Source organism: Hassallia byssoidea VB512170, assembly GCF_000817785.2.
GTDB classification, from domain to species: Bacteria; Cyanobacteriota; Cyanobacteriia; order Cyanobacteriales; family Nostocaceae; genus Hassallia; species Hassallia carrinoi.
Map to the genome: position 1 here is coordinate 12616 of NZ_JTCM02000008.1, position 25846 is coordinate 38461.

The following is a 25846-nucleotide window of genomic DNA, read 5'->3' on the forward strand; positions in this document are numbered from 1 at the left end:
CAAGGTTACATAAATAATTTTTTGCCTCACGCAAAGGCGCAAAGGCGCAAAGAAGAGGCTAAAAAGAAAGATTTTCGCTTTATTTGCGCTTTTGTTGAAGCAATCTGGCTTTTTCTTCTGGTGTCATTTGTTTTAAGCGTAAAAATGCTTTGGCTATCTTAAGGGTGCGTCCCTCTAAAGTTTCTCGCGTCACCAGAAGTTCTGCCATTTTCTCAATCGTTACGGTCTCAAAAAGTTCGCGTAATGCTAGGTCGATGGAAAATACTTTTCTAATTCGAGCGTGAACTTGGGCAGCTAAGAGAGAATGTCCCCCAAGTTCAAAAAAGTTGTTTGTTACTCCCACTCTTTCGACTGGCAAAAGTTCTTGCCAAATATAAGTTAATGCTTCTTCAATCGCATTTCTCGGCGCTGTATAATCAAGGTCGTTTTGTTGAGATGGTGCAGGCAATGCACGCCGATTTATTTTATTATTGAGTGTCAGAGGCATGGCATCGAGAAATACCCAAGCGGACGGCAGCATATAATCGGGAAGTTTTGTTAAGATATATGAAGCAAGAGCTTCGATAGTCAGTTTTTCGGCATCAGATTTGACTACCAAATAAGCAACGAGCTTTTTATCGACTTGAGTATCCCCAATAACTTGGACAATTGCTTGCGCGATCGCTGGATGACTTTCGAGAACAACTTCGATTTCTCCCAGTTCGATGCGGAAACCGCGTATTTTGACTTGGTAATCGGAACGTCCCAAAAACTCGATTTCGCCATTTGGCAACCAACGCGCCAAATCTCCGGTACGATAAAGTCGTTCACCTGGTTCTTTTGAAAAAGGGTGGGGAACAAATCGTTCTGCTGTCAGCGCAGCTTTTTGCCGATAACCGCGTGCTAGTCCGATTCCCCCGATAAACAACTCTCCCATAATTCCTTCGGGAACGGGATTATCGGCATTATCGAGAATATATATAGATGTGTTGGCAATTTCCCGACCGATAGAAAGTGCATCTTCTTTTTGCTTAATTTTTTTAACCGCAGACCAAATTGTAGTTTCCGTTGGTCCGTAAACATTCCACAAATCAACTTTATCGAGGAGAGACGCTGCTAACTCAACTGGCATCGCTTCCCCACCGCAGAGAGCGCAAAAAGAATTGTTTGGTTTCCAACCCGCTGTTAAAAGCAATCTCCAGGTTGTTGGAGTTGCTTGCATCACCGTTGCTTGCGATTCTTGCAACAATTGAGCTAACTTAAATCCATCCCGTGTTGTTTCACGGGAAGCCACAACTAACCGCGCACCGCTAATTAATGGCAAAAATAGCTCTAATCCAGCAATGTCAAAAGAAAGTGTGGTGACTGCAACGAGCGTATCAGCAGCAGTAATTTGCAGTTTTTCGCGGAAACTAAGGAGGAAATTAACCACAGACTGATGCTGAATTTGTACTCCCTTGGGTCGTCCGGTGGAACCAGAGGTATAAATAACGTAAGCTAATTGGTTATTTTCAGTGGAAATAGGCGGTGCTGTATCTGATTGTTGCGAAACTGCATCTAGTAGCAGAAGGGTTGCTGACGATTCTGGCAGTTCGGCAGCGATTTTATCTTCTGTAACAATAATGGCAGCACCGCTATCTGCAAGCATCCATTCGAGGCGATCGCGCGGAAAGCCAGGATCGAGCGGTAAATAGGCTGCACCCGCTTTCATAATACCTAAAAGCGCGATCGGCAAATTAGCGTGGCGATCGAGGCAAACTGCTATCAATGTTTCTTGCGTGACATTGAGTTGCAATAGTGCGTGTGCAACTTGGTTGGATTTGCGTTCTAATTCCTCATAGGTTAGCCAATTCGCACCGATGAGAACTGCGGGTGCGTCGGGAGTAGAGTGTGCTTGCTGACTAAATAACTCATGTACGGTGATTTCGGGATAAGCTGTTTGCAGATAATTTCGTTTGGCGATCGGCAAATTAATTTCACCGATAAATTGCGGTTCTTCGACAAATTTTGTCAAAATTTGCGTTAGGTGTTGAATTGCCCCACCAACATTGTTTTGAGAAGCAATTTTCAGGGTTAAATCTTCTCCTGGCAAGACGTAGAGACTGACGGGATAATTATTTTTTTCTAGAGATTGCACCGAATGTATCGCTAATTCCCCAGGATTTTGCCGCAGACTTTCTTCGACTGGATAATTCTCGTAAACCACGATGGATTCAAACAACGGTTCTCCTCTCTTAATGTCGCTAATGCCTTGAATATCTACCAAACGACTGAATGAATATTGATTGATGGAAGAGAGGCGATCGCGCAATGAACGCAACCATTGTTTAAAAGGCGTTGCCGGATTCAATTTTACACGTAAGGGCAAAGTGTTAATAAATAAACCCACCATCTCTGCAAAACCCGATAATTCCGGCACACGTCCCGACACGGTGACACCGAAAACTACATCATCAGAGTTGCTATATCGACTTAAGAGGATGCTCCAAGCGGCTTGAATCAGGGTATTTAACGTTATTTGATTTCTTTGGGCAAATGTCTTTAGTTGAGCGTAAATCTCATTGCTGAGGGTAGTTTGGCAAATTTGATAATCGGACGCTTGTGTTGAGGATTTTGTTAAATTTAAACTAGTGGCTGACTGCAAACCGCTCAATTCTTGCCGCCAGAAAGCTTCTGCTGAGGCAGATTCTTTTTGTTGCAACCAAGCAATAAAATCGCGGTAAACGGGTGCTTGGGGCAAATTTGGGCGCTGTTTATCAGATTGGTAAAAGGCGATCGCATCACGGAAAACTAGCGGTAATGACCAGCCATCTAAAAGTATATGATGGTGAGTCCAGAGAAATTGCCATTTCTCTTCTTGGGTTCTCACTAAAGTCATCCGCATCAATAAAGGTGTTTCTGTGGAAAAGCTTTGTTTGCGGTCTGTTTCTAACAGAATTGACCATTTTTCTGCTACTTCATCAGCATCATACTCGCGCCAATCTTCACAGACAAAAGGCAAATTTACGCGGCTATGAATTCGCTGCAACGGTCGGGGTAAATCGCCCAAAACAAATGTAGCACGCAGACTGGGATGGCGGTTTATACAGCATTCCCAAGCTGTTTTAAAAGTCTCTACATCCAAAATTCCTTCAATTTCACCCGTCACCTGTTGCAAATAAAGGTCTTTTTCAGCTTCATAGTTTGCATGGAAAAGTATTCCCTCCTGAACAGGAGATAGCGGGTAAATATCTTCTACATCGGTAGTTCCTGCTAAAGCAATAGCCAATTGTTCAGAATTTAACGCTGCTAAAGGAAAATCCGCAGGTGTCCAACTGTATTCTTGCGTGCGGTTGGTTGCTAACATCTGCAAATGTCTGTAAAAGCTATCTGCCAAACTACGAATAGTTTCTTCTCGATGCAAAGCTTGACTGAAACCAAACCGCATTTGTAATTTGCCGTTAGCAATTAAACTAGTTATTTCTAGTTGGAAAGCACGCCGATTTTCTGGATGACGAGAGATTCCCACATCTTCAGCAGCAAGAGTAAAAGCTGCTGTTTGGGAGAAATTATCATCAAATTGCCCCAGATAGTTAAAGAGAATTCCTTCAGGACTTTTCGGTAAAATCGCAGATAATTCTGGTTTTTGACTGAGGATTCCATAGGATAAACCGTTGTGTGGCAAGTTGCGATACTGTTCTTTAACGCTTTCCAAATTGCCCAACAAATCGCTTGTTGTTTTCTTCAATTTGCAAGGGAAAAGAGATGTAAACCAGCCGACAGCGTTACTAACGTCAATGGTAGTAAAATCACTTTCTCGTCCGTGACTTTCTAAGGCAATTAATATCTCTGATTCACCCGTCCACTCTGTCACTACTTGTAAAAGAACTGCTAAAAGAACTTCCTGAATCCTAACTTTGCGGGTGCGCGGCAGTTCATAAAGCAGAATGTCGGTTTCATCTTTGGTGAAATTGCACTCAATTTGAGTGGTAGAACTTTCTTTGTTATCTGCTATAGCTTCAGGAAAATCAAGGGGAATATCTGGATTAGATATCTGTTGCGTTGTCCAGAATGCAACGTCTTTTTCCCAATCGGAATTTTCAGTTAAAGTACGTAGATGGTGACTCCACTGCGGAAAACCTACATTATTAGCAGATAAATAAATTTCCTGATTTTTGTGCAAAGCATCACAAGCGACAGCTAAATCTTTCAAAATGACGCGCCAAGAAACACCATCAACGATGAGATGATGAATAATTAGTAGTAGCTTATCGGCTGTGTTTTCCTCAGTTTGGAAATAAACAGCGCGAAAAATAAGCCCGTTTGCTAAATCAAGTTGAGCCTGAAACTGAGTAGCGATCGCACTCAAACTTTCCGATAATTCCTCTTTATGAATCGCAGTCAAATCAACGATATCTAACTTGAAAACATTACCATTATCGCCTAATTGTTGCGTCCAGCCGTTTTCAGTTTGATAAAATCGCAGATGAAAAGCTGGGTGAATTGCGACAATTTGACTTAAAGCAGTTTGAAATTCTGCCGCATTCAATTCCGGTTTTACATCCAACAAAATCGCCTGATTCCAATATTCTGGATGCGCTAATTGCTGTTGTAAAAACCAATTTTGTATAGGAGTCAGCGGTATTTCACTGCCTTCAGGAATTGATAAATAATTGGGTATTGCTGCTGTTTTCACATAAGGTGCAAGCGCTTCTACTTGGGGATTGTTAAACAAATCTTGGGGAGTAAAATAAAGTCCCAAATCCCGCGCTTTGGCAATAATTTGTAAAGAAAGGATAGAGTCTCCTCCCAACTCAAAAAAGTCATCTTTAATCCCCACACGAGATACTTGCAGTACTTGCCCCCAAAGTTGAGTAAGGATATTTTCTATTTCGTTTTGCGGAGAAATATATTCGCGAACAACAATATTTTCCTCTTCAGGATGGGGTAAAGCGTTAAGGTCAATTTTACCATTTGGTAGTAACGGCAAAGCATCGAGACTGACAAACAAAGATGGAATCATGTAATCAGGGAGAGTCTCGCGTAGTTGCGATCGCAGCAATGTTTGCCAGTTGGAGGGAGGTGCTTTTAGTTCTAAGTAAGCAATCAGTCGATTCGGTTTTTCTCTAGTAGAAACTGCTTTAGTGACAGCACGAACTACCCAAGATTGCTTTTCTAATGCTGTAACAATCTCGCTTGTTTCTATGCGGAAACCGCGTATTTTTACTTGTTGATCGAAACGTCCCAAAAACTCAATATTGCCGTTGGGTAAATAGCGAGCGCGATCGCCTGTGCGATACATCCGACTGCCTGCATTTTCCGCAAATAAATCGGGCAAAAACCTTTCTGCGGTTATACTTGGAGCATTCCAGTAACCGCGAGCTAATTGACAGCCAGCTACAAATAACTCTCCCGGTGTGCCAATGGGCACAGGTTCAAAATCGGGATTGAGGATATACAAACGAGTGTTGGTGACTGCTTTGCCAATCGGAATTTTATCAGTAATTTCGCTGCCATCGCAACGATAAAAAGCGACATCAATAGTTGTTTCCGCAGGTCCGTAAAGATTCACTAAAGGAATCGCCATTTTCTGAAAATCCCAAACTCGCTTTTTCAGTGCTTCACCACCGCTGAAAACCATCCGAAGACTGAAGCATTGAGAAAATCCCGGTTCCTTTAGAAGCATTTCTAAAAGACTCGGCACCAATTGCAGCAAGGTGACATTTTCCTCCTGGATAATTTTCACCAAATACGCTGGATCTTGATGACCTCCCGGTTTTGCCATCACTAATTTGGCTCCCACCATTAAAGGTGTCCAGAATTCCCACACCGAAGCATCAAAACTAAATGGTGTCTTTTGCAGCACAACATCGGCACTATTAACTGCAAACGTCTCTAAAAACCAAGCTTGATGCTGTGCTAAAGCTTGGTGAGAAATCGCAATTCCTTTTGGTCGTCCGGTGGAACCAGAGGTGAATATGATATATGCGATATTTTCGCTGAAAATCGGAATTTCTAAGTTTTGGGAAGATTGCAGAGCAATTTCTTCTCTGCAAGCATCAATGCAGAGAATTTGGGTGTCAACGTTCGCAAAATTTGGGATTTCTAAATCAGAGCGAGTCAGCAACAGACTAACTTTCGCATCTTCCAGCATAGACTGGATGCGGACAGGTGGATAATCAGGGTCAATCGGCACATAACAGCCACCCGCTTTCAGAACCGCAAGCATCGCACAAACCATATCTAGGGAACGTTTCAAACAAATACCCACTGGCTGATTGTCAATAGCGCGATCGCGTACCCGCGTTGCGCTTCGCTTATCGCCTAAAAATCGCGCCAACTGATTTGCTTTTTGGTTCAATTGGGCATATGTCCAACTTTCTTTCTCGCAGATAACCGCAATAGAATGAGGATTGTTTGCTGCTTGTTGGGCGAAAATTTCATGCACCCATTCAGTAGGTTGCCAAGAAGATTCTTCCTGGAAGAAAATTTCTTTAATTTCTTCCTGAGTCATCAATTCTGCTGTTGGTTTTGCCTGAGGATTAGCAATTAACGCTGCACAAGCTCTTTGATAATAATTAGCAATTTTAGCTATTTGTGTATCATCAAATTGCTGGCGGTCATAAGTAATATTAAACGAAAGATTTACCGCGTTTACTTCCTCATTCCAACTGACGGCAAAAGGAATATTTGTTTCATCTAAAGATTCCGCTTGAATTAATTCTACTTTCCGCCAATTTAGCAAGCCTTGATAAACATGAAAGTGGACAAAATTAAACGAAGTTTCATACAAATTTTGAGACTTCTGCAAACGCTGAATTTCTGCTAAAGGAAAACGACGATTAGGCATCAATTCTTGTTCAGCAAGCCAAGTTTCGGCAATTAAATCAACCCAAGAATTTTTTGATAATGACAAGCGCAATGGTAATGTATTTAAAAAGAGTCCTAAAACGCGATCGCTATCAGTTTCTCCCGGTCTACCGTTACTCACCAATCCGGTAACTACTTCTGTTTCCCCACAGCAAAAACCGATAACTTGCAGGTGAACTGCTAACAATAACGTTTTCAGAGGTACACCCAACTGCTGAGATACAGCTTTTAAATCGCCGGAAATTATTTCTGGTAAAGTAATATCAAATTTACCCATCCTTGGCAGTGCCACTGGCATCATCACAGGCAAACGTGGCAGTTTGGTGAAAGAAACTCCCGCCAGTTTATTTTGCCAAAATTCGCGCTGATTTGCATCATCAAGAGCCTGCTTTTCCAAAGCGATAAATTTGGAGTATTGCAAAGCAGGTGCAGGCAGTGGTACAGGCACACCCCTGTCAAGTAAATGAAGGTACAACCCTGTTAATTCTGCCAAAAAGTTGGCTAAACTCCATCCATCCATAATCGCATGATGCAAAGTAAAACTTGCTTGCATCACGTTTTCATCAAGCAGGTGAATATGAAAACGTATCAACGGTGCGCTTTTATAATCGAAGCGATTTTCTCGTTCTTCGGCAATAAATGTTTTCAGATACTCATCTTGTTCTAATGCCGATAAAGCAGTTAAATCGTTAAAAATAATTTGTGCAGGTACATCTTTCACAACTACCTGAATCGGCTGGCTGAATTCTCCTAAATAAAATGCCGTCCGCAATACCCGATGTTTTTCAAACATCTGAGTATAAGCTTGTTCCCAAACATTCAAATCAAAAGGTACGCGAATGCGGAAACTGAAAACATCATGGTAAGTTGTAGATACTTCTGAATATTCACCATGAAAAAGCATTCCCGCTTGAAGTTGTGCCAAGGGATAGGCATCTTCAGCCCAATCAAGCAACTTGTCTCGGTCTTTTGGTGAAATTAAGGCGAAGGGTTTTTCATCAATATTATTGCTTTCTCCTACTTCTGTTTTTGCCAGCAATGCCGCTAAATCTGACAACACAGGATGAGCAAAAATTTGCTCTAATTTTAAGTTTAATCCCAACCCTTGCGCTAAAGAACAAGCTCGAATACTGCGAATAGAATCGCCACCCAAAACAAAATAATTATCAAATCTTCCGACGCGATTTATCCCTAAAACTTGTTGCCAAATGTCAGCTAAAATTTCCTCGATTGGTGTAGCGGGAGGAACAAAAGCAACTTCGAGATTTTCTCGTTTAGTTTCCGGTGCGGGAAGCGCTTTGCGATCAATTTTGCCGTTGGGTGTTAAGGGAAATCTTTCTAAATAAACAATCTGCGACGGTATCATGTAATCTGGCAAACGCTGCTGAAGATGATTTCGCAACGTTTCGATGGTTGGTTGTTTTTCAGGAGTACAAACTACATAAGCAATTAACCGTTTTTGATTAGTTTCGGCATCAGAATCCACTAAAACAATAGTTTCCTGCACATCCGGAAATTGAGAAATAGCAGTTTCTATTTCGCCGATTTCAATCCGGAAACCACGAATTTTTACTTGGTAATCTATGCGTCCCAGATATTCCAAATGACCGTTAGGAAGAAAGCGACCTAAATCGCCACTGCGATACAAACGCTCTGGAGAATCTACTGAGAATTTATTTTGAACAAACTTTTCTGCGGTCAATTCTGCTCGATTCAAATAACCACGAGTAACTCCCGCACCTCCAATATAAATTTCACCAATAACTCCTGGGGGAAGGAGATTACCATCAGGATCGACTACATAAAGTTGTAAATCGGGAATCGGTTCACCAATCAAACTGCTAGATTTTTCTATATCTTTTTTGCTAATCGGTCTGTAAGTTACATGAACTGTCGTCTCTGTAATTCCGTACATATTCACCAAGCGCGTCTGATTTTCCCCATGACGCTCAAACCACGGACGTAGACTTGGCAGATTCAGCGCTTCGCCGCCAAAAATGATGTAGCGTAAAGACAGGGAAACTTTGTCTCTACTCGATTCTGCGGCTAATAACTGAGCAAAAGCTGAAGGAGTTTGATTGAGGACAGTAACTTTCTCATCTTGAATCAACTCAAGGAAGCTTTGCGGATCGCGGCTGATACAATAAGGAACGATAACAAGTCTCCCTCCATAAAGCAAAGCTCCCCAAATTTCCCAAACAGAAAAATCGAAAGCGAACGAATGAAAGAATGTCCAAACGTCCTGCTCGTTAAATTCAAACCAGTGCTGGGTGCTGCTAAATAAGCGAGTGACGTTGTGCTGAGTGACTAAAACTCCTTTGGGCTTGCCTGTTGAGCCGGATGTGTAGATAATATAAGCGCCAGCATTGGGATCTAAAGCTTCTAGTGTCAAAGGTGCAGTGCTTTCATGCAGATATGGTGCATCTTCCGCATCTAGACAAATTTTCGGCGTTAAGTCTGGAAGCTGGGAACTGATGGCTGTTGTGGTGAGAATTAATTTTGCTTTGCAGTCAGAAATGGTGAATTCGATGCGATCGCTAGGATAACCAGGATCGAGAGGAACATAAACACCCCCCGCCTTAACGACACCCAGCATAGCTACAATCAATTCTGGAGAGCGATCGCAACAAATCACCACTCTTTTTTCCGCACCAATTCCTGAAGAATGCAGATATCGGGCGATACGATTAGAACGTCGGTCTAATTCTTCATAAGTAAAGCTTTCACCATCAAAAGTCAGAGCAATGCGTTCACCATATTTCCTGACAGTTTCCGCAAAAATTTCTCTAATAGTAATTGACCTATTACCCTCCGGGTTCGCAGTTCCTTCTCCTGTCGGAGACGCTGCGCGAACAAGTCGGCAGAGCCGCCCAACGGACTGCTCACCAATTACCGATTCCCCATTACCAATTCCCAATTCCCCATTACCAATTCCCCATTCCCCATTCTTAATTAACGATAAAGACTTCAAACTTGCTTGAGCATTATTTGCCATATTAATCAACAAATGGCAAAATTGCTCTAACAGTAGTTTCATCCCCACCGCATCAAAACGACCCGCATTGTAACTTAATTTCAAAGAAATTCCATCCCCCGGAACCACCACTAAAGTCAAGGGATAATGAGTAGTTTCCAAGAAAGATGACTCCGGAACATTCAAACCAAAATCTGCTGCTTTTAACGATTTATCAACAGGAAAATTCTCAAAAGCAAGCAAACTTTCAAACATTGGTTGTCCTCGTGGAACATCACTCCAACCTTGAATATCTGAAAGACTGGAATGTTCAAACTGACGCATTTGAGCTTGTTGCCCCTGAATCATTTGCAACCAAGAATCAAGGCTTTTTTCCCCAGATACAGAGACGCGGAACGGCAAAGTATTAATGAAAGGACCAATCATTCCTTCCACCCCTGGTAGTTCTGGGGGACGTCCCGCTACTGTAATGCCATAAACAACGTCTTCGTTGCGGCTATAACGGTTGAGCAAAATAGCCCAAGCCCCTTGAATCACCGTGTTGAGAGTGACGCTACAATTGCGGGCTAATTTCTGCAATAAAGCAGTATTTTCTGGTGACAAATCATGTTTAATTTCTCCGCTTTCAAAAGCACTACTTTGCTTTGCTTTTAATATCATTAACAAAGGAGTAGCACTTTCAAATCCGCCCATATATTCACGCCAAAATGATTTGCCATCTTGGGGATTTTTCTGTTTGAACCAGGCGATAAAATCGCTATAAGGACGCACATTTGGTAATGATATTTCGGTATTTTCTTTAGCTGCTTTGTGCAACAATAAAAACTCACGCAGTAGTATGGGCCAAGACCAACCATCCAAAATAAGATGGTGGTGACTCCACACTAAATGCCAGCAGTCTTCCCCTAAACGAATTAAAGTTACCCGCATCAGCGGGGGACGATTGAGAATAAATCCCTGCCGTCTGTCTGCTTCTAAAAATTGTTTAAGGCGGTTTTCTTGTGCCGAGTTACTCAGACCGCGCCAATCTTCTTCTATTATGTTAAACGCCAGGTTGCGAAATACTACTTGTACGGGTTCGCTTTGCCCTTTGGTGATGATGGCAGTCCGCAAAATGGGGTGGCGGTCAACTAAAGTTTGCCATGCCTGCTGCACGGCAATTACAGAGACGTTGCCTTCTAAACGGCAATGAAATTGCTCGAAATAAATACCTGATTCGGGGTCGTAAAGGGAATGGAAAAGTAAACCTTTTTGTAATGGTGTGAGGGGAAAAATATCTTCTATTTTATCTTTGAGGCTCATAATAACAATCCTATATAATTTTTTTTTAACGAACCGCAGAGGCGCAGAGGACACGGAGAGAAGAAAGAAAAGAAATCAGGAATGAGCGCAAAAACCCTCTGCAACTCTTATTCCTTTGTGTTCTTGGTGTCTTGGCGGTTCGTTTTTTCATGATTTTGCACCAATTATTCTAAATCTTCAATAATCGAATTCAGTTCGCTTTCTGACAAATCAACTAAGTGAAAATCAGTAGCACTATAAAAATTGGTAGATGTTGAATCTGCGAGGTATAAACGTAGGTTGTTCAGATAACTTTCTGCGAGATGATGGATAGTTTGGGAACGATGAATATGCTGGCTGTAAGTCCAGTTTATTTGCAGGCGATCGCTCTGCACACGGGCATTAATTGCTAATAAATGAGGTCGTTCTTGTTTGGGAAACAATCCTACTCCTGTGGGTGCATTACTCAGGCTGAAATCGCTTTTTGATAAGCTCTCTATTTGTCCGAGATAATTGAAACTGATAGGGGCTTGTTGTACATTGGTAAGGGTTTCATTTTGATTTAAATAACGCAGCAAACCGAAGCTGATGCCATAATGGGGAATGGCTCGCAGTTGTGTTTTGACTTCTTTGAGTAACATATCATGATGGGCATTTCCCGCAGGTTTTTTCAAGAGTATTGGATACAAGGATGTAAACCAGCCGACTGTTCTTGAAAGATCCAGTCCGCTGACAAGTTGTTCTCTGCCATGTCCTTCTAAATCGATGAGCCAATTATCTGATTTGTAAGTGTCGGTGAGGGTTTTTAGTAATGCTGCTAACAAAATTTCTTGCACACCGGCATGGTAAGTAGCGGTTGCTTGTTTGAGCAAAGCAATGGTTTCTTCTGGGGATAATTGGGAAGGTTGAATGATTGCACTTTCTACCGTATTGCTTCCAGGGTTGACTGGATAATCTACAGGTAATGGGGTGAGAGAAGTTGATAGTATTTCTTGCCAAAATGAAATGTCTTTTGTAATTTCCAAAGAATCAGCTAAAGTTTGCAAAGAACTAGTCCACTGTCGATAAGAGGATGTTTTTAAAGGTAAGGAAATCGGCACAAAGGCGATCGCCTGTTGGTAAGCTTGGTGTAAATCTTCAATCAGAATCCGCCAGGATACGCCGTCTACAATCAAATGATGTCCTAAGAGATACAAAATATTTCCGTATTCCAAAAGGTTTTTGACATACAAAAGCCGCAACAATGGCGGATGAGCAAGTTGGAAACATCCATGTTCTTCTTCGACAATTGCCATTAAAGCTTGTTGTTGCGTTGAAGGTGGATACTTGCTAAAATCTTCGATTCGCAAGGAAGGACTTTCCGGAGTCCCGGTATAAAATTGCTCCCAGTTGCCCTGATTTTCGCTGAACCCCAAACGAAAGACATCATGATGGGCAATTAAAGCGTTTAATGCAACTAAGAGCGCATCGATGTTCAACGGTTCGTTTAAACTAATTGCTACTGCTTGGTTCCAATAATGTGGATGCGGCAAATTTTGAGCAAAAAACCAATGCTGAATCGGAGCAAGAGAAACGTTTCCAGTTAACGGTTCGATAACTTCCACTTGCTGTCCTAATAATTTGGCTTTTGTCGCCAGTCGGGACAAAGTTTGCGCTTCAAAAATATCTTTGGGGTTAATTTCCCATCCTTTCTCGCGAGCGCGAGAAACGATTTGCAAGCTAATTATCGAGTCTCCCCCAAGCTCGAAGAAATTATCATGCAAATTGACGGTTTCTAGTCCCAGCACTTCTGCCCAGATGTTGCCTAATATCTCCTCTGTTTCATTTTTTGGTATAACTTCGCTTGTTGGCAGTTCGGGTGCTTGAAGGGCTTGGCGATCGATTTTACCGTTAGGTGTGAGCAACCATTCTTTGAGCAAAATCACTGCACTCGGAACCATATAAGCAGGCAGAATTTCTGCTAAATAATCTCGTAATTCGTTTGCCGTTGGTGGGTTTTCTTGGGGTGTCAAGGCATAAGCTATCAATCGCTTGCGTCCGGGCATGTCTTGACGCAGCATCACCACTGCACTGTCTATCGCTTCATGTCTGGTTAAAGCGGCTTCGATTTCCCCCAATTCAATGCGATAACCGTTAAATTTTACCTGCTCGTCTTGGCGACCGAGAAAACGGATGTTTCCTTGTAAATCGTAAACTGCGCGATCGCCTGTTTTATAAAGTCTAGCACCCGGTTCTTTGGCGAAGGGATGGGGAATAAATGCCGCAGCGGTTAAATTAGGGCGATTTAAGTAGCCGCGTGCTAAACCGATACCACCAATATAGATTTCTCCGGTAACACCCGGAACCACTGGTTGCAGAAACGAGTCTAGCAGGTACATTTCCACATTGGCGATCGCTTTGCCAATACTCGGTTCACCTACTAAATCAGAACAATTTATCAAACTAGCGCAAACAGTCGCTTCTGTCGGTCCGTAAGCGTTAAAACAAAAGCGTTCCCCTCCACCCCAGCGTCTAAGCAAATCCCCAGAAGCCGCTTCTCCAGCCACAATCAAAGTTTGCAATTTTGGTAAATGCGATCGTTCCATAGCAGCTAACAGCGACGGTGGAAGAGTTAAATGAGTAATTTTCCACGCGGTTAAAGTAGACCAAAGAGCAGAACTAGGCGATCGATTCGCCTTTTCTTGCAGATATAAAGTGGCACCGCTACCCAATGCCATAAAAATCTCAGAAATTGCCGCATCAAAATTCAGCGAAGCAAATTGATAAACGCGACTTTCTGCTGTAACTTTGAAACTCGAACTTTGACAGCGAACCAGATTCTGAATACCTGCATGAGTCACCATAACCCCTTTTGGTTTTCCTGTGGAACCAGAGGTGTAAATAATGTATGCGAGATTTTCCGGTCTAATTTTTCGGTTAGCGCGAGGCAGAGGGGAGGAGGGGATAATTCTGTCTTCTGACTTTGGTACAGACGCGATTAATCGCGTCTCTACAATTCCTGACAAAGGTATAATTTTTACATCAGCCGGGAATAATCCTGGTGCAGGAATTTCATTTGTCAGAATCAGGTGGGTTTGGCTATCTTCCACAATGAATTTTAGCCGCGCTTCCGGATAAGAGCAATCAAGGGGGAGAAATGCTCCTCCCGCTTTCAAAACGGCAATCAGTGCAATGATAAAGTCAATACAGGGGTTAAAATATAACCCAACAATTGATTCATTGCCGATGCCTGCTGATATTAAAATGGCGGCTAATTGATTCGCACGTTTTTCTAATTCGCCATAGGAAATTGCATCATCCTCAAAAACTAGCGCTACAGCATTTGGATGCAAATCTGCCGATTCTTCAAATAACTGATGAGCAAGTTGAAAATCTCCCCAATCAAGAGAATTGGTATTTTCTTGATTGATTGCTGATATCTGAATTTCGCCTAAGGCAACATCCGGCTGATAAGCCCAATTTACCATAATATTTCGCAGGCGTTCCAGCAAAGTTTTCGCGGCTGTTGCTGACAAGAATTTTGTTTGATAATTCAGTTTCAACAGCAGTCCGTTATCTGGAATCACACCCACCGTCAGTGGGTAATTAGTTCTTTCATAAAACTGGATTTCATCGACTTGAAAATCCTGTCCTTGCTCTTTTAAACTTTTGTCAACCGGATAATTTTCAAAGACTAAAATACTTTCAAATAACGATTCACCCGCAGCCAGTGGAATTTCTTTTTGGATATCCGTTAGTTTGCTATATTCGTATTCCCGCATCTGCACTTGGCACTGCTGAATATTTTCTAACCAAGACGCGACGGTAACACTTGGATTGAGGCGAACTCGCATCGGCAAAGTGTTAATAAATAACCCTACCATATTTTCCACCTCGGTCAGTTCCGGCGGACGACCAGAAACGGTAACGCCGAAAATTACATCTTCTCCTGCCCCATGTTTTTGCAAACAAAGTGCCCAAGCACCTTGAGCGAGAGTATTCAGAGTTAATCGATGGTTTTGCGCCATCTTTTGTAATAATGCAAATTCTTCTGAACTCAGGCGTAATTCTTCTTCCTGATAAGCAGGTTTAACTATTTCTCTATCTTCTGGTAGTTGCCAAGATAGGCGAGTAGATGTGGAAATACCATGCAGAGTTTCTTGCCAAAATTGCTTTGCTTGTTGGCGATTTCGGGATGCTAGCCAGTGAATATAATTTCGATAAGGTGGAACGGGTGCAAGAGAATGAGGAACACGCTGAATGGTTGATTGATAAATAGCAAGAACTTCTTTAAATATTACTGGTAATGACCAACCATCGAGGATTATATGGTGATGGCTCCAAACCCATTGCCAGGTAGAATCATCTAAGCGGATGATGGTAAACCGCATCAAGGGAGGCTGATTTAGAAGAAAACCATTTTTCCTATCTTCAATCAAATATTGCTTAAGTTCATCTTCTTGCTGCGTAGGCGAGAAATCGCACCAATCTTTTTGTAAAATAGAAAATTTGACATGTTTACTCACAATTTGCAGCGGCATTTCTTGGTTTTCCCATTCCATTGCGCTGCGAAGAATCGGATGTCTCTCCACAACTGTTTGCCAAGCAAATGCAAAAGCGTAAACATCAAACTTTCCGATAATTTTCCCAGTTACTTGTTCAAAATAAATTGCATCTTCTGAGTCATATATTGTGTGAAACAGCATTCCTTCCTGCAAGGGGGAAAGCGGATAAATATCTTCTAAATCGGGAAACTTCTCTTGCAGTATATTTAGCGAAGATTGATTGATGCTAACTAAGGGAAAATCTGAGGGAGTGTATCCACCTACACCCGGTTTCATACAATGAGTTAATATTTGCAGCAAGTTTTGCTGAAAATCATCAGCCCATTTTGCAATTGTTTCTTTGCCGTGCAAATTGCTGCTATACAACCAATCAACGCGCAATTCACCTTCAACGACAATGCCGAGAACATCAATTATATGCGGACGCAAACCTTCGGGATTTCGTGCGGGTTCTGTGTCTTCATTCAATAAGCGGAATAATTTATTTTTGCCGCTTTCGTTTCGCACTTGACCGAGATAATTAAAGCTGATTTGTGCAGGTAAAGAAACAGCTAAACTGTCATCGTTTTGCAGGTATCTTAAAAGACCATAACCAAACCCGCGTTGAGGAACAGAACGCAATTGTTCTTTGACGGTTTGAATTAAAATGTCTTCATTTTGTACTTCCAAACGCAGCGGATAAAGGGTGGTGAACCAGCCAAGAGTGCGAGTTATATCTAAGTCAGAGGATAACTCTTCCCTGCCATGTCCTTCCATCATAATTTGCAGTGTTTGTCCTTGAGTAATATTTCTCAAGGTTTTAGCCAAAGCGGTAAGCAATAACTCTTGGGGTTGAGTGTGGTAAGCTTTATTGGCTTTAGTGAGAAAAATATTAGTTTGTTCTTTGGTTAATTTTAGAGAAACTGTTTTAACAGATGATTCGCAGTTTTCTGTTAGAGAATTGGCAAAATCTAAAGGTATAAGAGCGGTTTCTTCTTTGAGAGTATCCAGCCAAAATTGTCTTTGTGCTTGAATTTCTGGAGATGTCGCCAAATTTTGTAGAAATTGACTCCACTGTTGAAAAGATGATGTTGCGTTTTCTAGCTGGTTGTTGCTAATTGCTTCTACTAAATCTTGAAGTAAAATGCGCCAAGAAACGCCATCAATAATTAGGTGATGGATAATAATTAAGAGTCGAGGTAAGCGATTTTCTCCGAGATTAAACCAGACAGCACGAGCAAGAGGGCCATTAGTTAAATCAAGCGATCGCTGTAACCTTTCACCAACTTTCTGCATGGCAGCATTTTGCTCAAACTCCCTCTCTAGTGCCAAATCAACAATTTCAAAAGAAAAGCCATCCTGTTCTCTATAAAACTGTCGCCATACACCTGATTTTTCAAACCGCAACCGAAAACTATCATGATGAACTGCGATCGCTTTAATTGCCGCTGCAACTGTTGCCGCTTCTAAAGATTTATTAACTTCCAAAAGTAACGCTTGATTCCAATGATTTGGATTGGGAAGATTGAGAGCAAAAAACCATCGCTGAATCGGACTCAGAGGAACGTCACCTTGTAAAGACGCGATAACCTGTGTCTCTACTGGAGAACGCATTATTTTCACAACTCCAGCCAGCCGTTTTACCGTTTGTTCTTGAAATATTTCTTTCGGCGTTAATACCCATCCTTGACGGCGAATTTCTGTCACAACTCTCAACGCTAATATCGAATCACCACCCAAGTCAAAAAAGTTATCTTCAACTCCTACAGCATCCAGCCCTAAAACTGTTTCCCAAACGCTACAAATCACCTTTTCCGCAATCGTTTCCGGCGGTATTAAGCTGCGTCTAACAGTAGATTGATTCCAATCTGGAGCCGGTAATCCTTTACGATCAATTTTACCTTGGGCGGTCAACGGCATAACATCAATAAACATCAAAGCTGCCGGAATCATATAATCAGGCAAACGCTCTTTTAATAATGCTCGCAACTGATTTTGATTTGTCGAACCGTTGGTTACAATATAAGCAACCAAACGTTTATCTTCTTCGGTTTGAGAGTGAGTAACTACCACAGCTTCTGCTACTTGTGGTAACGCTATTAAAGCCGCTTCAATTTCTTTTAATTCGATGCGAAAACCGCGTACTTTCACTTGCAAATCGCGACGCCCTAAATATTCAATATCACCATTAGGCAAACGTCGAGCCAAATCGCCAGTTTTGTACAGCCGTGATTCTAATTCTGAATTATTAAAAGGGTTAGGAATAAACCTTTCTGCGGTTAGTTTCGGACGGTTAAGATATCCTCTAGAAACACCCATTCCACCAACATAGATTTCTCCGGGAACACCAATAGGTGTCGGTTCCAGCGCTTCATCTAATATATAAAGTGATAAATCCGGGATAGGTACACCAATGACACTACCATGATTTTGCCGAATATCCTCTGACAATATGCGACGGTAAGTAACGTGAACAGTAGTTTCCGTAATTCCATACATATTAATAAAACGCGGATAATCTGTACCGTAGCGTTCTATCCAAGGTTTGAGACTTTGTAATTCTAATGCTTCCCCACCAAAAATAATCGCTCGCAACCCTAATAATTTGCCAAAGCAACTTTCAGAATCTTTCTCTCCTTCTCTTCCTCTGTGTTCTCCGCGTCTCTCTCTTGGAAAGTTCCGATCGGAGGAAACCTCCGCTCGGACTTTCCGCTGCGGTTCGTTACTTAACCCCGCAACCTTTGATTCACAAACCACTAATTTATCTTCTGCATCAGCGCGAATAAGTTGGCGAAAAGCCGAAGGAGTTTGATTGAGAATAGTGACTTTTTCCCGCAGCAAAAGAGCTCGAAAAGCTTCCGGGGAACGACTTTCTAAATAAGGAACCACAACTAGCTTACCGCCATACAGCAACGCTCCCCAAATTTCCCAAACTGAAAAATCAAAAGCAAACGAGTGAAACAGCGTCCACACATCATTTTCATTAAAGCCAAACCAAGCCTCAGTATTCCGCATCAGTCTGACAACGTTGCTGTGAGTTACCAGACAACCTTTTGGCTGTCCGGTGGAACCGCTGGTATAAATAATATATGCCGCTTGCGTAGGCAGAATTTGGCAAGCAAAGTTAACGTCTGCTGAAAGTTCAACTTTGTCAATCACCACAATTTCCGCAACCGAAAAAGGAAAGTTGCCCACTAAAGCTTCTTCTGTCAGCAAAAGAGCAATTTCACTGTCTTCGGCAATAAAACGCAGCCTGTCTGGAGGATATTGGGGATCGAGAGGTACATAAGTACCCCCTGCTTTCAAAACTGCAAGTAACGAAATTACTAACGCTTCACTACGCTCTAAAAAAATGCCTACTCGCGTTTCTGCACGCACTCCTTTTTGTTGTAAAACATAAGCTAATTGATTAGAGCGTTGGTCTAATTCTTGATAAGTTAATTTTTTTTCTGATGCGCTAACAGCAATTCTATCGTGATGAGTGCGAGCGCTGTTAATAAAAAGTTCAACTAAATTTGTCGGCTCGAATTTACAAGTTTTTGATGCAGTTAAAGTCAAAAGTTCCTGGCGATCGCTTGCGGTTAACAGCGGTAAAGCGTTAATGCCAACATCAGGAGTATTAATCGCTGCCGTTAACAGTTGTTGATAATGCGTTAATATTCGCTTTGCTGTTTCTGAAGTGAAAAGGTCTGTGTTATATTCCAGTGCTGCTTGCCATCCCTCACCAAGAGGTTCTAGCATCAAACTCAGGTCAAATTTGGCTCCACCGTTATCAAGATAGATCGGTGTAACGGTGAGTCCTGGTAACTCAATTTCACCGATGGGTGCATTTTGCAGAGCGAAAAGCGTTTGAAAAATCGGAGAACGGCTGGGATCGCGTTTAATTTCTAGTTTTTCTATCAGCAGTTCTAAGGGAACATCTTGATGCGCGTAAGCTTCAACGCAAGTTTGCGATATCTGCCGCAAAAATTGGCGAAAAGTGAGTTTACCGTCAAGATTTCCGCGCAAAGGTAAAGTATTAACAAAACAACCAACGAGGTTATCAAGTTCGCTACGTCTGCGATTGGCGATCGCACTCCCAACTATAATATCCGTTTCACCGGAATAACGACTCAGCAAAATTTGATACGCTGCCAATGCTACCATAAAAAAGGTAGCACCTTCAACTTTTGCCAATTCCGCAACAGAAGAAGTGAGAGATATTGGCAGAGGTTCACGCAACACTGCACCATTAAATGTTTGTGATGCCGGTCGCAATTTGTCTAAAGGTAAATCAAGAACTGGCAAAGGTTTGAAGAGCGCTTTTTCCCAATAATTTAACTGTTGTTTAATAGATTCTTCTTGCAGCCAAGTTTCCTGCCATTCTGCGTAATCGCCGTATTGAATTGGCAATTCCGGCAAAGATACTTCCAAGCCGACAACAGAGGCGGTATAAAATTGAGTCAGTTCCTTAACAAATATTCCTAGCGACCAACCATCACTGATGATATGATGCAGATTCACCAAGAGAATATGCTCTTGTGGTTGTATTTGATATAAAATTCCTCGCATCAACGGACCTTTTACCAGGTTGAATGGTTGACGCGATGCTGCTGCTAATTCTTTTTCAACATCTAGAGGTGATGTAATTACTTTCTGGTCTAAATGAAAGTTTTGTTCAGCATGAATTAATTGAACTGGTTCGCCATTTTCTATGGCAAATGTCGTCCTGAGAATTTCATGACGGCTGATAATTTTACGGAAAGCCTCTTCTAAAGATTTGCGATCTAAATCGCCCATCAAACGTAAGGCGATCGGGATATTATAAGCAACGTTGCCAGGGCAGATTATTTCCTGATACCAAATCTGCCTTTGAGCCAGAGAAAGAGGCAATACGTAAACTTCCATAAATATTTATTTCTTATAAATAAAATTTATCTTACTAATTAGAGGAAGGTTCAGCTTGAGACAAAATCTTCAACCAATACTCTTCATCAATCGATTCATTGATTTCAAATGGCTCGGCTAATGTTGATGGTCTTTCAAAATCAATGAGTAAGACAATTCGAGTTTTGTCAGATTTATTCCAAGCTTCATGCTCAAATGTATCGTCAAAGATTAAGCACTTACCTTCTTGCCAGCTTCTAGTTTCAGTGTCTACCCGGATGGCACATTCATCTGGTACAATCAAACCCAGATGACAGCGCAAAACCGCTTTAGTAGCGCCAAAATGCGGACCGATATAAGTTCCTGGAGCTAAGGAAGAAAATCCCGCTGTTGTCATACCCGGTATCATCTCGACTAACTTAGTTGTCTCTGGGCACAATCGGCAGTTCTCCTCAATTCTATTACTAAAAGCATACAGTCCAAAAACTTCCCAACCTTGATTGTAAATATATTTTTCGGGCCAATCAACAAAGTTTTTTGGTTGGAGTTGCTCTAACTCTTTTTGGATTACTAACCAGTTGGCTTCTAAAGTGGCGGTAAATTCAAACTCACTCTTATCAAAAAACATTTTTGCAGTATCCTATTTTTTGTTTATTGGTATTGTTTACTTGACAAATTAACTTTAGTTGTTTAATATCCACATTCTGCCCTTTTAACTGACACACGGATATTTTTTTTGGCAAACTTATAAGTGTTTTGTTAATCGTGTCTCAGATTCATACTCAATAAGCTGAGTTAATTGAGAATACCTTTTGAGGATAAAGACTTTTAAAGACTCAAACAGTTGCATTGCAATGCTTTCATCTTTCTTTTGACATGAAAAAATTCTCAGATGACGCTTAATAAGCGGATCGTTAGTTATAGTACCATATTTTAGGATTTACATGAAATTAGAAGATATTCGAGCAATAATTACCGGAGCCGCCAGTGGAATTGGACGTTGCATCACTTTAGAATTAGCTCGTGCAGGTGCTAAAGTGGTTGGTGGCGACTTGGATGTGGACAAGCTTAAAGAACTCGAAGCGGAGAGTGTTGGATTGCCAGGACAAATCTACGGAGTGCATCTTGATGTAGCCAATGAATCATCGGTAAAAGATTTTATTTCGTTGGCTTTTGAAAAGATAGGAGATGCTAATACTTTAGTTAATAATGCGGGTATTCTTCGAGATGGATTACTAGTTACACGCGACAATGAAGGGTGGTTGCGGAAGCTGCCGACAGCACAATGGAAGCGGGTAATTGATGTCAATTTGACAGGTGCTTTTTTTATGGCACGAGAATTTGCAGCTGGAGCGATTGAAAAAAATATTTCCCCAGCTTTGATAGTGAATATCTCTTCTGTAACAAGGTCGGGGAATCCAGGTCAGTCGAATTATAGTGCCTCTAAAGCCGGACTAGATGCAGACACGCGCACATGGGCTTTAGAGTTGGCTCCTTTCGGATTTCGGGTGGCAGGTATCGCTCCTGGATTGACGAATACACCAATCCTCAGTCGGGTATCCCCAGAAGCTCAAGCAGAGATGATTGCCAAAATACCCATCGGTCGCATAGCTGAACCTTACGAAATTTGGCAGGCTATGCGTTTTATCATCGAATGCGACTATTTTACCGGAAGCGTCATAGAAGTAGATGGCGGTGCCCGGTTTTAATATAGGGGACAAGGGGGACAGGGGGGGCAGGGGGACAAGGGGAGCCAGCGCCGTGCGGAGGTTCCCTCCGTTGAGGCGCCTGGCGTGGACAAGGAGGAATTACCCATTACCAATTACCAATTACCAATTACCCATTCCCCATTACCAATTACCCATTCCCCATTCCCCATTCCCCATTTTCTGAGTGTTAACTTTGTTGACTTTGCTCAGGTTTTGACTCGTTAGATGCAGCAGATACAGCTGATTCTGTCTTTTCTGACTGCTTCTCTTCGGTTGGTTGCAGTTGCTGGAGATGAATGTTATTCACTTGAACAATAAACTGTTCTATTGCCTGACTTGCTTTTTGTTGCTGTTCAGTTTCGCTAGACACATCATAGCAACGATAAGACGGAGTTACTCCTAATATAAATTTCTCTTGTTCAGCCTCTAACAATTCAATCGCTGTGTTAGCAGAAAGCGCATTCTTCTGAAAAGGAAAGGAGGTAACTATACTTGCGACTATAGAGGCAATAGCCGGACAGATTACGGGGAGCCACTTGAGCCAAGCTTGTCCTGCTTCCAATTTGTCTACCAAAACTAAAATTGGTGTGACTCCTGATAAAATAACAGTTGCAATTTGCAAAAAATAGTAAAGGTTTCTCGATAGATTGCGAGTTTTTTTATAATCGTCAATCATATCTTGGCAATACTGTAAAGCCTTTGCTCTTGCTGGAGTGAACGTATTTTTTTCCAAGGACTTATTATTGCTCAATAGAGAAGTATATAGTTCAGCTTTTTGGGCAATACTAAACTGGTTAGCGGCATTCTTAGACTCTTCAAATGCTTGTCTGTTGATGAGTAACAAAAAAATTGAAATAGTCAGAGAAACTGCTCCAGCAATTACAGCTTGTTTATTATCTGGTAAAAGAAAAAGAATTATGCCTGAACAGATAATAGCAGCTAGTAATAAATACTCAAACGCCTTCAAGGTAAATAAGATTTTTTGACCTGATGAAGAGGATTTTTCTCCTGTATAAGAATTTCCTGTCTGGTTTTTCTGCTCAGTAGTTATTTCAGAAGTAGTCATTGCCTTGTACTCAATTTGTTATCGGTTGAAATGTAGCAGAGTATGGTGGACAAACTCGCCTCTATTAATAAAGGCGTATATAATATCGACATTTCAAAAATCCGCATCCGGATTAGTATATTATAAAAAGTATTATCTGTCAAGATAAATATTAATTATTTATCAATGAAACGACCCAGGCTAATTAGGCGCATCTTCGCACGAGAAATCGTATAAGACAGAATTTAGGCAAAAACGCGATCGCCAGGGGTCAGTGACACATTTGCCCTAGTAACTATCTCTCAAAATATCTACTTATGTCTTTGTTATTTGCCAGTTTACCTTTGAGTTTAGCGAAAAATTCCAGAGGGTAACACAAATAATTGCTACCAATTTTGCCATGTATTCATTCATCTCAAATTTATAAAACAGCAAATTCACAATTAAACTATTGAAAATCAGTCCAAAAAAACAAATTAGGTTGAACTTGAAAAAACGTTGCAACCGCTGATTGCCTAATTGTTGCTGAACAGACACATCACCAAAAGTCCATACATCATTCCAGAAAAAATTATTAATGATTGCCACCTCTGTTGAAAGTATTGCACTCGGAGTTAACACCCAACCCAACAGAGTATGCAAAAAATAAAATCCTCCCAAGTCTACAAATACACCACTTAAACCCACTATGGCGAAACGAATCAGCCGACTTACAAACACCCAAGAAAGACTTAAGCGCAGTCGATTTATTAAATTGTTAATCTCAAGATAGAAATTCATGAGGAACCCTGTGCGGCGTTATACAACATCTTTAAATAGATTAATTCTAGGTGTTTCTTTTTACATAATTTTTTTTGATGCCGACTTACTTAACACAAGCGATCGCTACCAACGCAAGCGAGATATTTATTGACCCCAAATTTATAGAACCGACGAAAGCACTACTAGTGTTCACAATTTATCAACTTTTTCAAATTGCCACAAACCTCCAGGTGGTAAATTAAGTACTTTAATTACTTTCAAGTGATAGCTTTTATCCTGCTTTAGTTGATGAAATAAACTGCTATTATTTTGCATAAAGAAAATCTGGCTATATTCTTGAGGAATCGGCAGCAGTTCACTATCTGCTATTGGCAGTAGGCGAACTTTTGGTAAATAATGACTTAAGGTTAGGATTCCTCCTAAATTAACAGGAGAGTTATTAATTACCAATAAAGGTCTCTCTGATTGATTGATAACTTGAGATGTTTCTTTGATAAATTGACCATCTGATTGTGTCCACCAATTCTCAGATTGAAAAAACTTGACATCAGAAACTAACCCGACTATTAATAATCCCACGATTATGAATTGAGCGATTTTTTGCCGCCAAGTCTGTTCTGGGAAAATGTAGAAAGCTAGAACATAGGCTACAATAATTTCTATGCTTAAATATAAAGGCAATTGGTAGCGAACTTTAAGGGAGCGAGTTCCTCCAAAAATTAGGTCATATATCACTAACAATAGACTTGGGAATCCTCCCAATAAAAAAATCAATAAACTGGTATTATTTGGAGGTACTTTTACGAGAAACCATATCAAGAAAATAATCACAAATAAACTGAATATTAATGTAGTAATACTAGAAAATAAAGAACCTTCCACAGCCAAACTATTAAATACTAATGTATCTAAAGTTAAATTAAGATCGAAAAATGTTCGGGTAACTCGAATCAGAAAAATAGCGATTAGCTCGAAGGGATTATCTATTCTTCTTATTGCAAACTCTGAAGTTAGCTCTAGTGCTGTACTAAGATGGGTGATGAGCACAATCAGCCAGGGTAAAAGCATTAAGAAGGCAGCAATCGTAACCAGCAGATAATTGAATAAGGTTTTGGTAAAGCGAAACTGTTGTTGAATAACTACATAAATACCATGAGCTATCATTACCAAAACTGTGAATAAATGGGTGTACAATCCCAAGGCTAAGGTGAGAGTATACACAGCCGAATTTCCTTTATTTTCTTGTCTGATAGCTCGCAGTAAAGCAGCACTCGATACTAAAATTTCTACCATCCACAAACTGTATTGACGTGCTTCTTGAGCAAAGAAGAACTGTAAAGGAGAAACGGCAATCAATGCCATCGCAACCCATCCCACAACTGGTGAATCAAACAACTCCAAACACAGCCAATATATACTAGGAAATATCAACAGACTGATGAGTGCTGATAAACTCCTCACCCCAATAGGCGAATCTCCAAATACTTGCGCCCACAATCTCACCATGACGTAATACAATGGGGGATGCTGCGGGTCTGAGGTGATTAAATAATTCACTGTATCAGCCACACCACGATCTGAATTAATATGTTGATATTTGTCGAAGGTGGTAATAGGAATTGTGCCTTGATGATGAGAAACTTCCTGTTTTAGCTCGGCTACCGTGTTACCAGAAATTGCTACGGATGTCCAAGATTCATCACAGCAGTATGTTTTTTGCCCTAGATGGGCAAAGCGAAAGAAAATGCCTAACCCCATCAGGCTTATTACCAAAATTTTTAACCAAGTCGGGGGATTTGCTTTTGCTAGTAATTGCGGCTTATCCATGACATACTTCAAACAGCGTCAAGATATAAAC

Annotated in this window: 9 protein-coding genes; 3 read left to right on the forward strand and 6 right to left on the reverse strand. The window is 41.2% G+C overall.

Annotated features, from left to right (window positions below; genetic code table 11):
- Positions 1 to 79: 79 nt before the first annotated feature.
- The 3 genes from PI95_RS06150 to PI95_RS06160 form a co-directional block, all read right to left on the reverse strand.
- The gene (locus PI95_RS06150; protein ID WP_063842458.1) at positions 80 to 11104 is read right to left on the reverse strand and encodes a non-ribosomal peptide synthetase; all 11025 of its coding nucleotides are present in this window, start codon (positions 11102 to 11104) and stop codon (positions 80 to 82) included.
- Between the two features lie 164 nt (positions 11105 to 11268).
- Positions 11269 to 20493 (reverse strand): non-ribosomal peptide synthetase, encoded by a 9225-nt coding sequence (locus PI95_RS06155; RefSeq protein ID WP_039753388.1) that lies wholly within the window; start codon positions 20491 to 20493, stop codon positions 11269 to 11271.
- 34 nt (positions 20494 to 20527) lie between these two features.
- Positions 20528 to 21100 carry an aspartyl/asparaginyl beta-hydroxylase domain-containing protein gene (locus tag PI95_RS06160; protein ID WP_039753387.1) on the reverse strand — a complete coding sequence of 191 codons (573 nt, stop codon included), beginning with the start codon at positions 21098 to 21100 and terminating at the stop codon, positions 20528 to 20530.
- Positions 21101 to 21416: 316 nt separating this feature from the next.
- On the opposite strand from PI95_RS06160, the gene PI95_RS06165 reads away from it, so the two are divergent.
- Both PI95_RS06165 and PI95_RS06170 read left to right on the forward strand, forming a co-directional pair.
- Positions 21417 to 22181: an SDR family oxidoreductase gene (locus PI95_RS06165; RefSeq protein ID WP_039753386.1), complete on the forward strand. Its 765-nt coding sequence runs from the start codon at positions 21417 to 21419 to the stop codon at positions 22179 to 22181.
- Entirely contained in the window at positions 22168 to 22365 is a 198-nt protein-coding gene (locus PI95_RS06170; protein WP_163518651.1) for a hypothetical protein, read from the forward strand. Before PI95_RS06165 ends, PI95_RS06170 begins: the two co-directional genes overlap by 14 nt.
- Positions 22366 to 22368: 3 nt before the next feature.
- On the opposite strand, the gene PI95_RS06175 is transcribed toward PI95_RS06170, so the two are convergent.
- Together PI95_RS06175 and PI95_RS06180 are read right to left on the reverse strand one after the other, a co-directional pair.
- Positions 22369 to 23247 (reverse strand): DUF4231 domain-containing protein, encoded by an 879-nt coding sequence (locus PI95_RS06175; protein WP_201280316.1) that lies wholly within the window; start codon positions 23245 to 23247, stop codon positions 22369 to 22371.
- Between the two features lie 294 nt (positions 23248 to 23541).
- Positions 23542 to 24006 carry a GtrA family protein gene (locus PI95_RS06180; protein WP_052325833.1) on the reverse strand — a complete coding sequence of 155 codons (465 nt, stop codon included), beginning with the start codon at positions 24004 to 24006 and terminating at the stop codon, positions 23542 to 23544.
- Between PI95_RS06180 and PI95_RS36685 the strand changes: the two genes are divergently transcribed.
- Positions 24005 to 24139, forward strand: coding sequence for a hypothetical protein (locus tag PI95_RS36685; protein WP_268896666.1), 135 nt, complete (start codon positions 24005 to 24007; stop codon positions 24137 to 24139). The two genes, PI95_RS06180 and PI95_RS36685, sit on opposite strands and share 2 nt — an antisense overlap.
- A gap of 38 nt (positions 24140 to 24177) precedes the next feature.
- Here the strand turns inward: PI95_RS36685 and PI95_RS06185 are convergent, their stop codons facing one another.
- Positions 24178 to 25815, reverse strand: coding sequence for a glycosyltransferase family 39 protein (locus PI95_RS06185; RefSeq protein ID WP_039753384.1), 1638 nt, complete (start codon positions 25813 to 25815; stop codon positions 24178 to 24180).
- Positions 25816 to 25846: the final 31 nt, after the last annotated feature.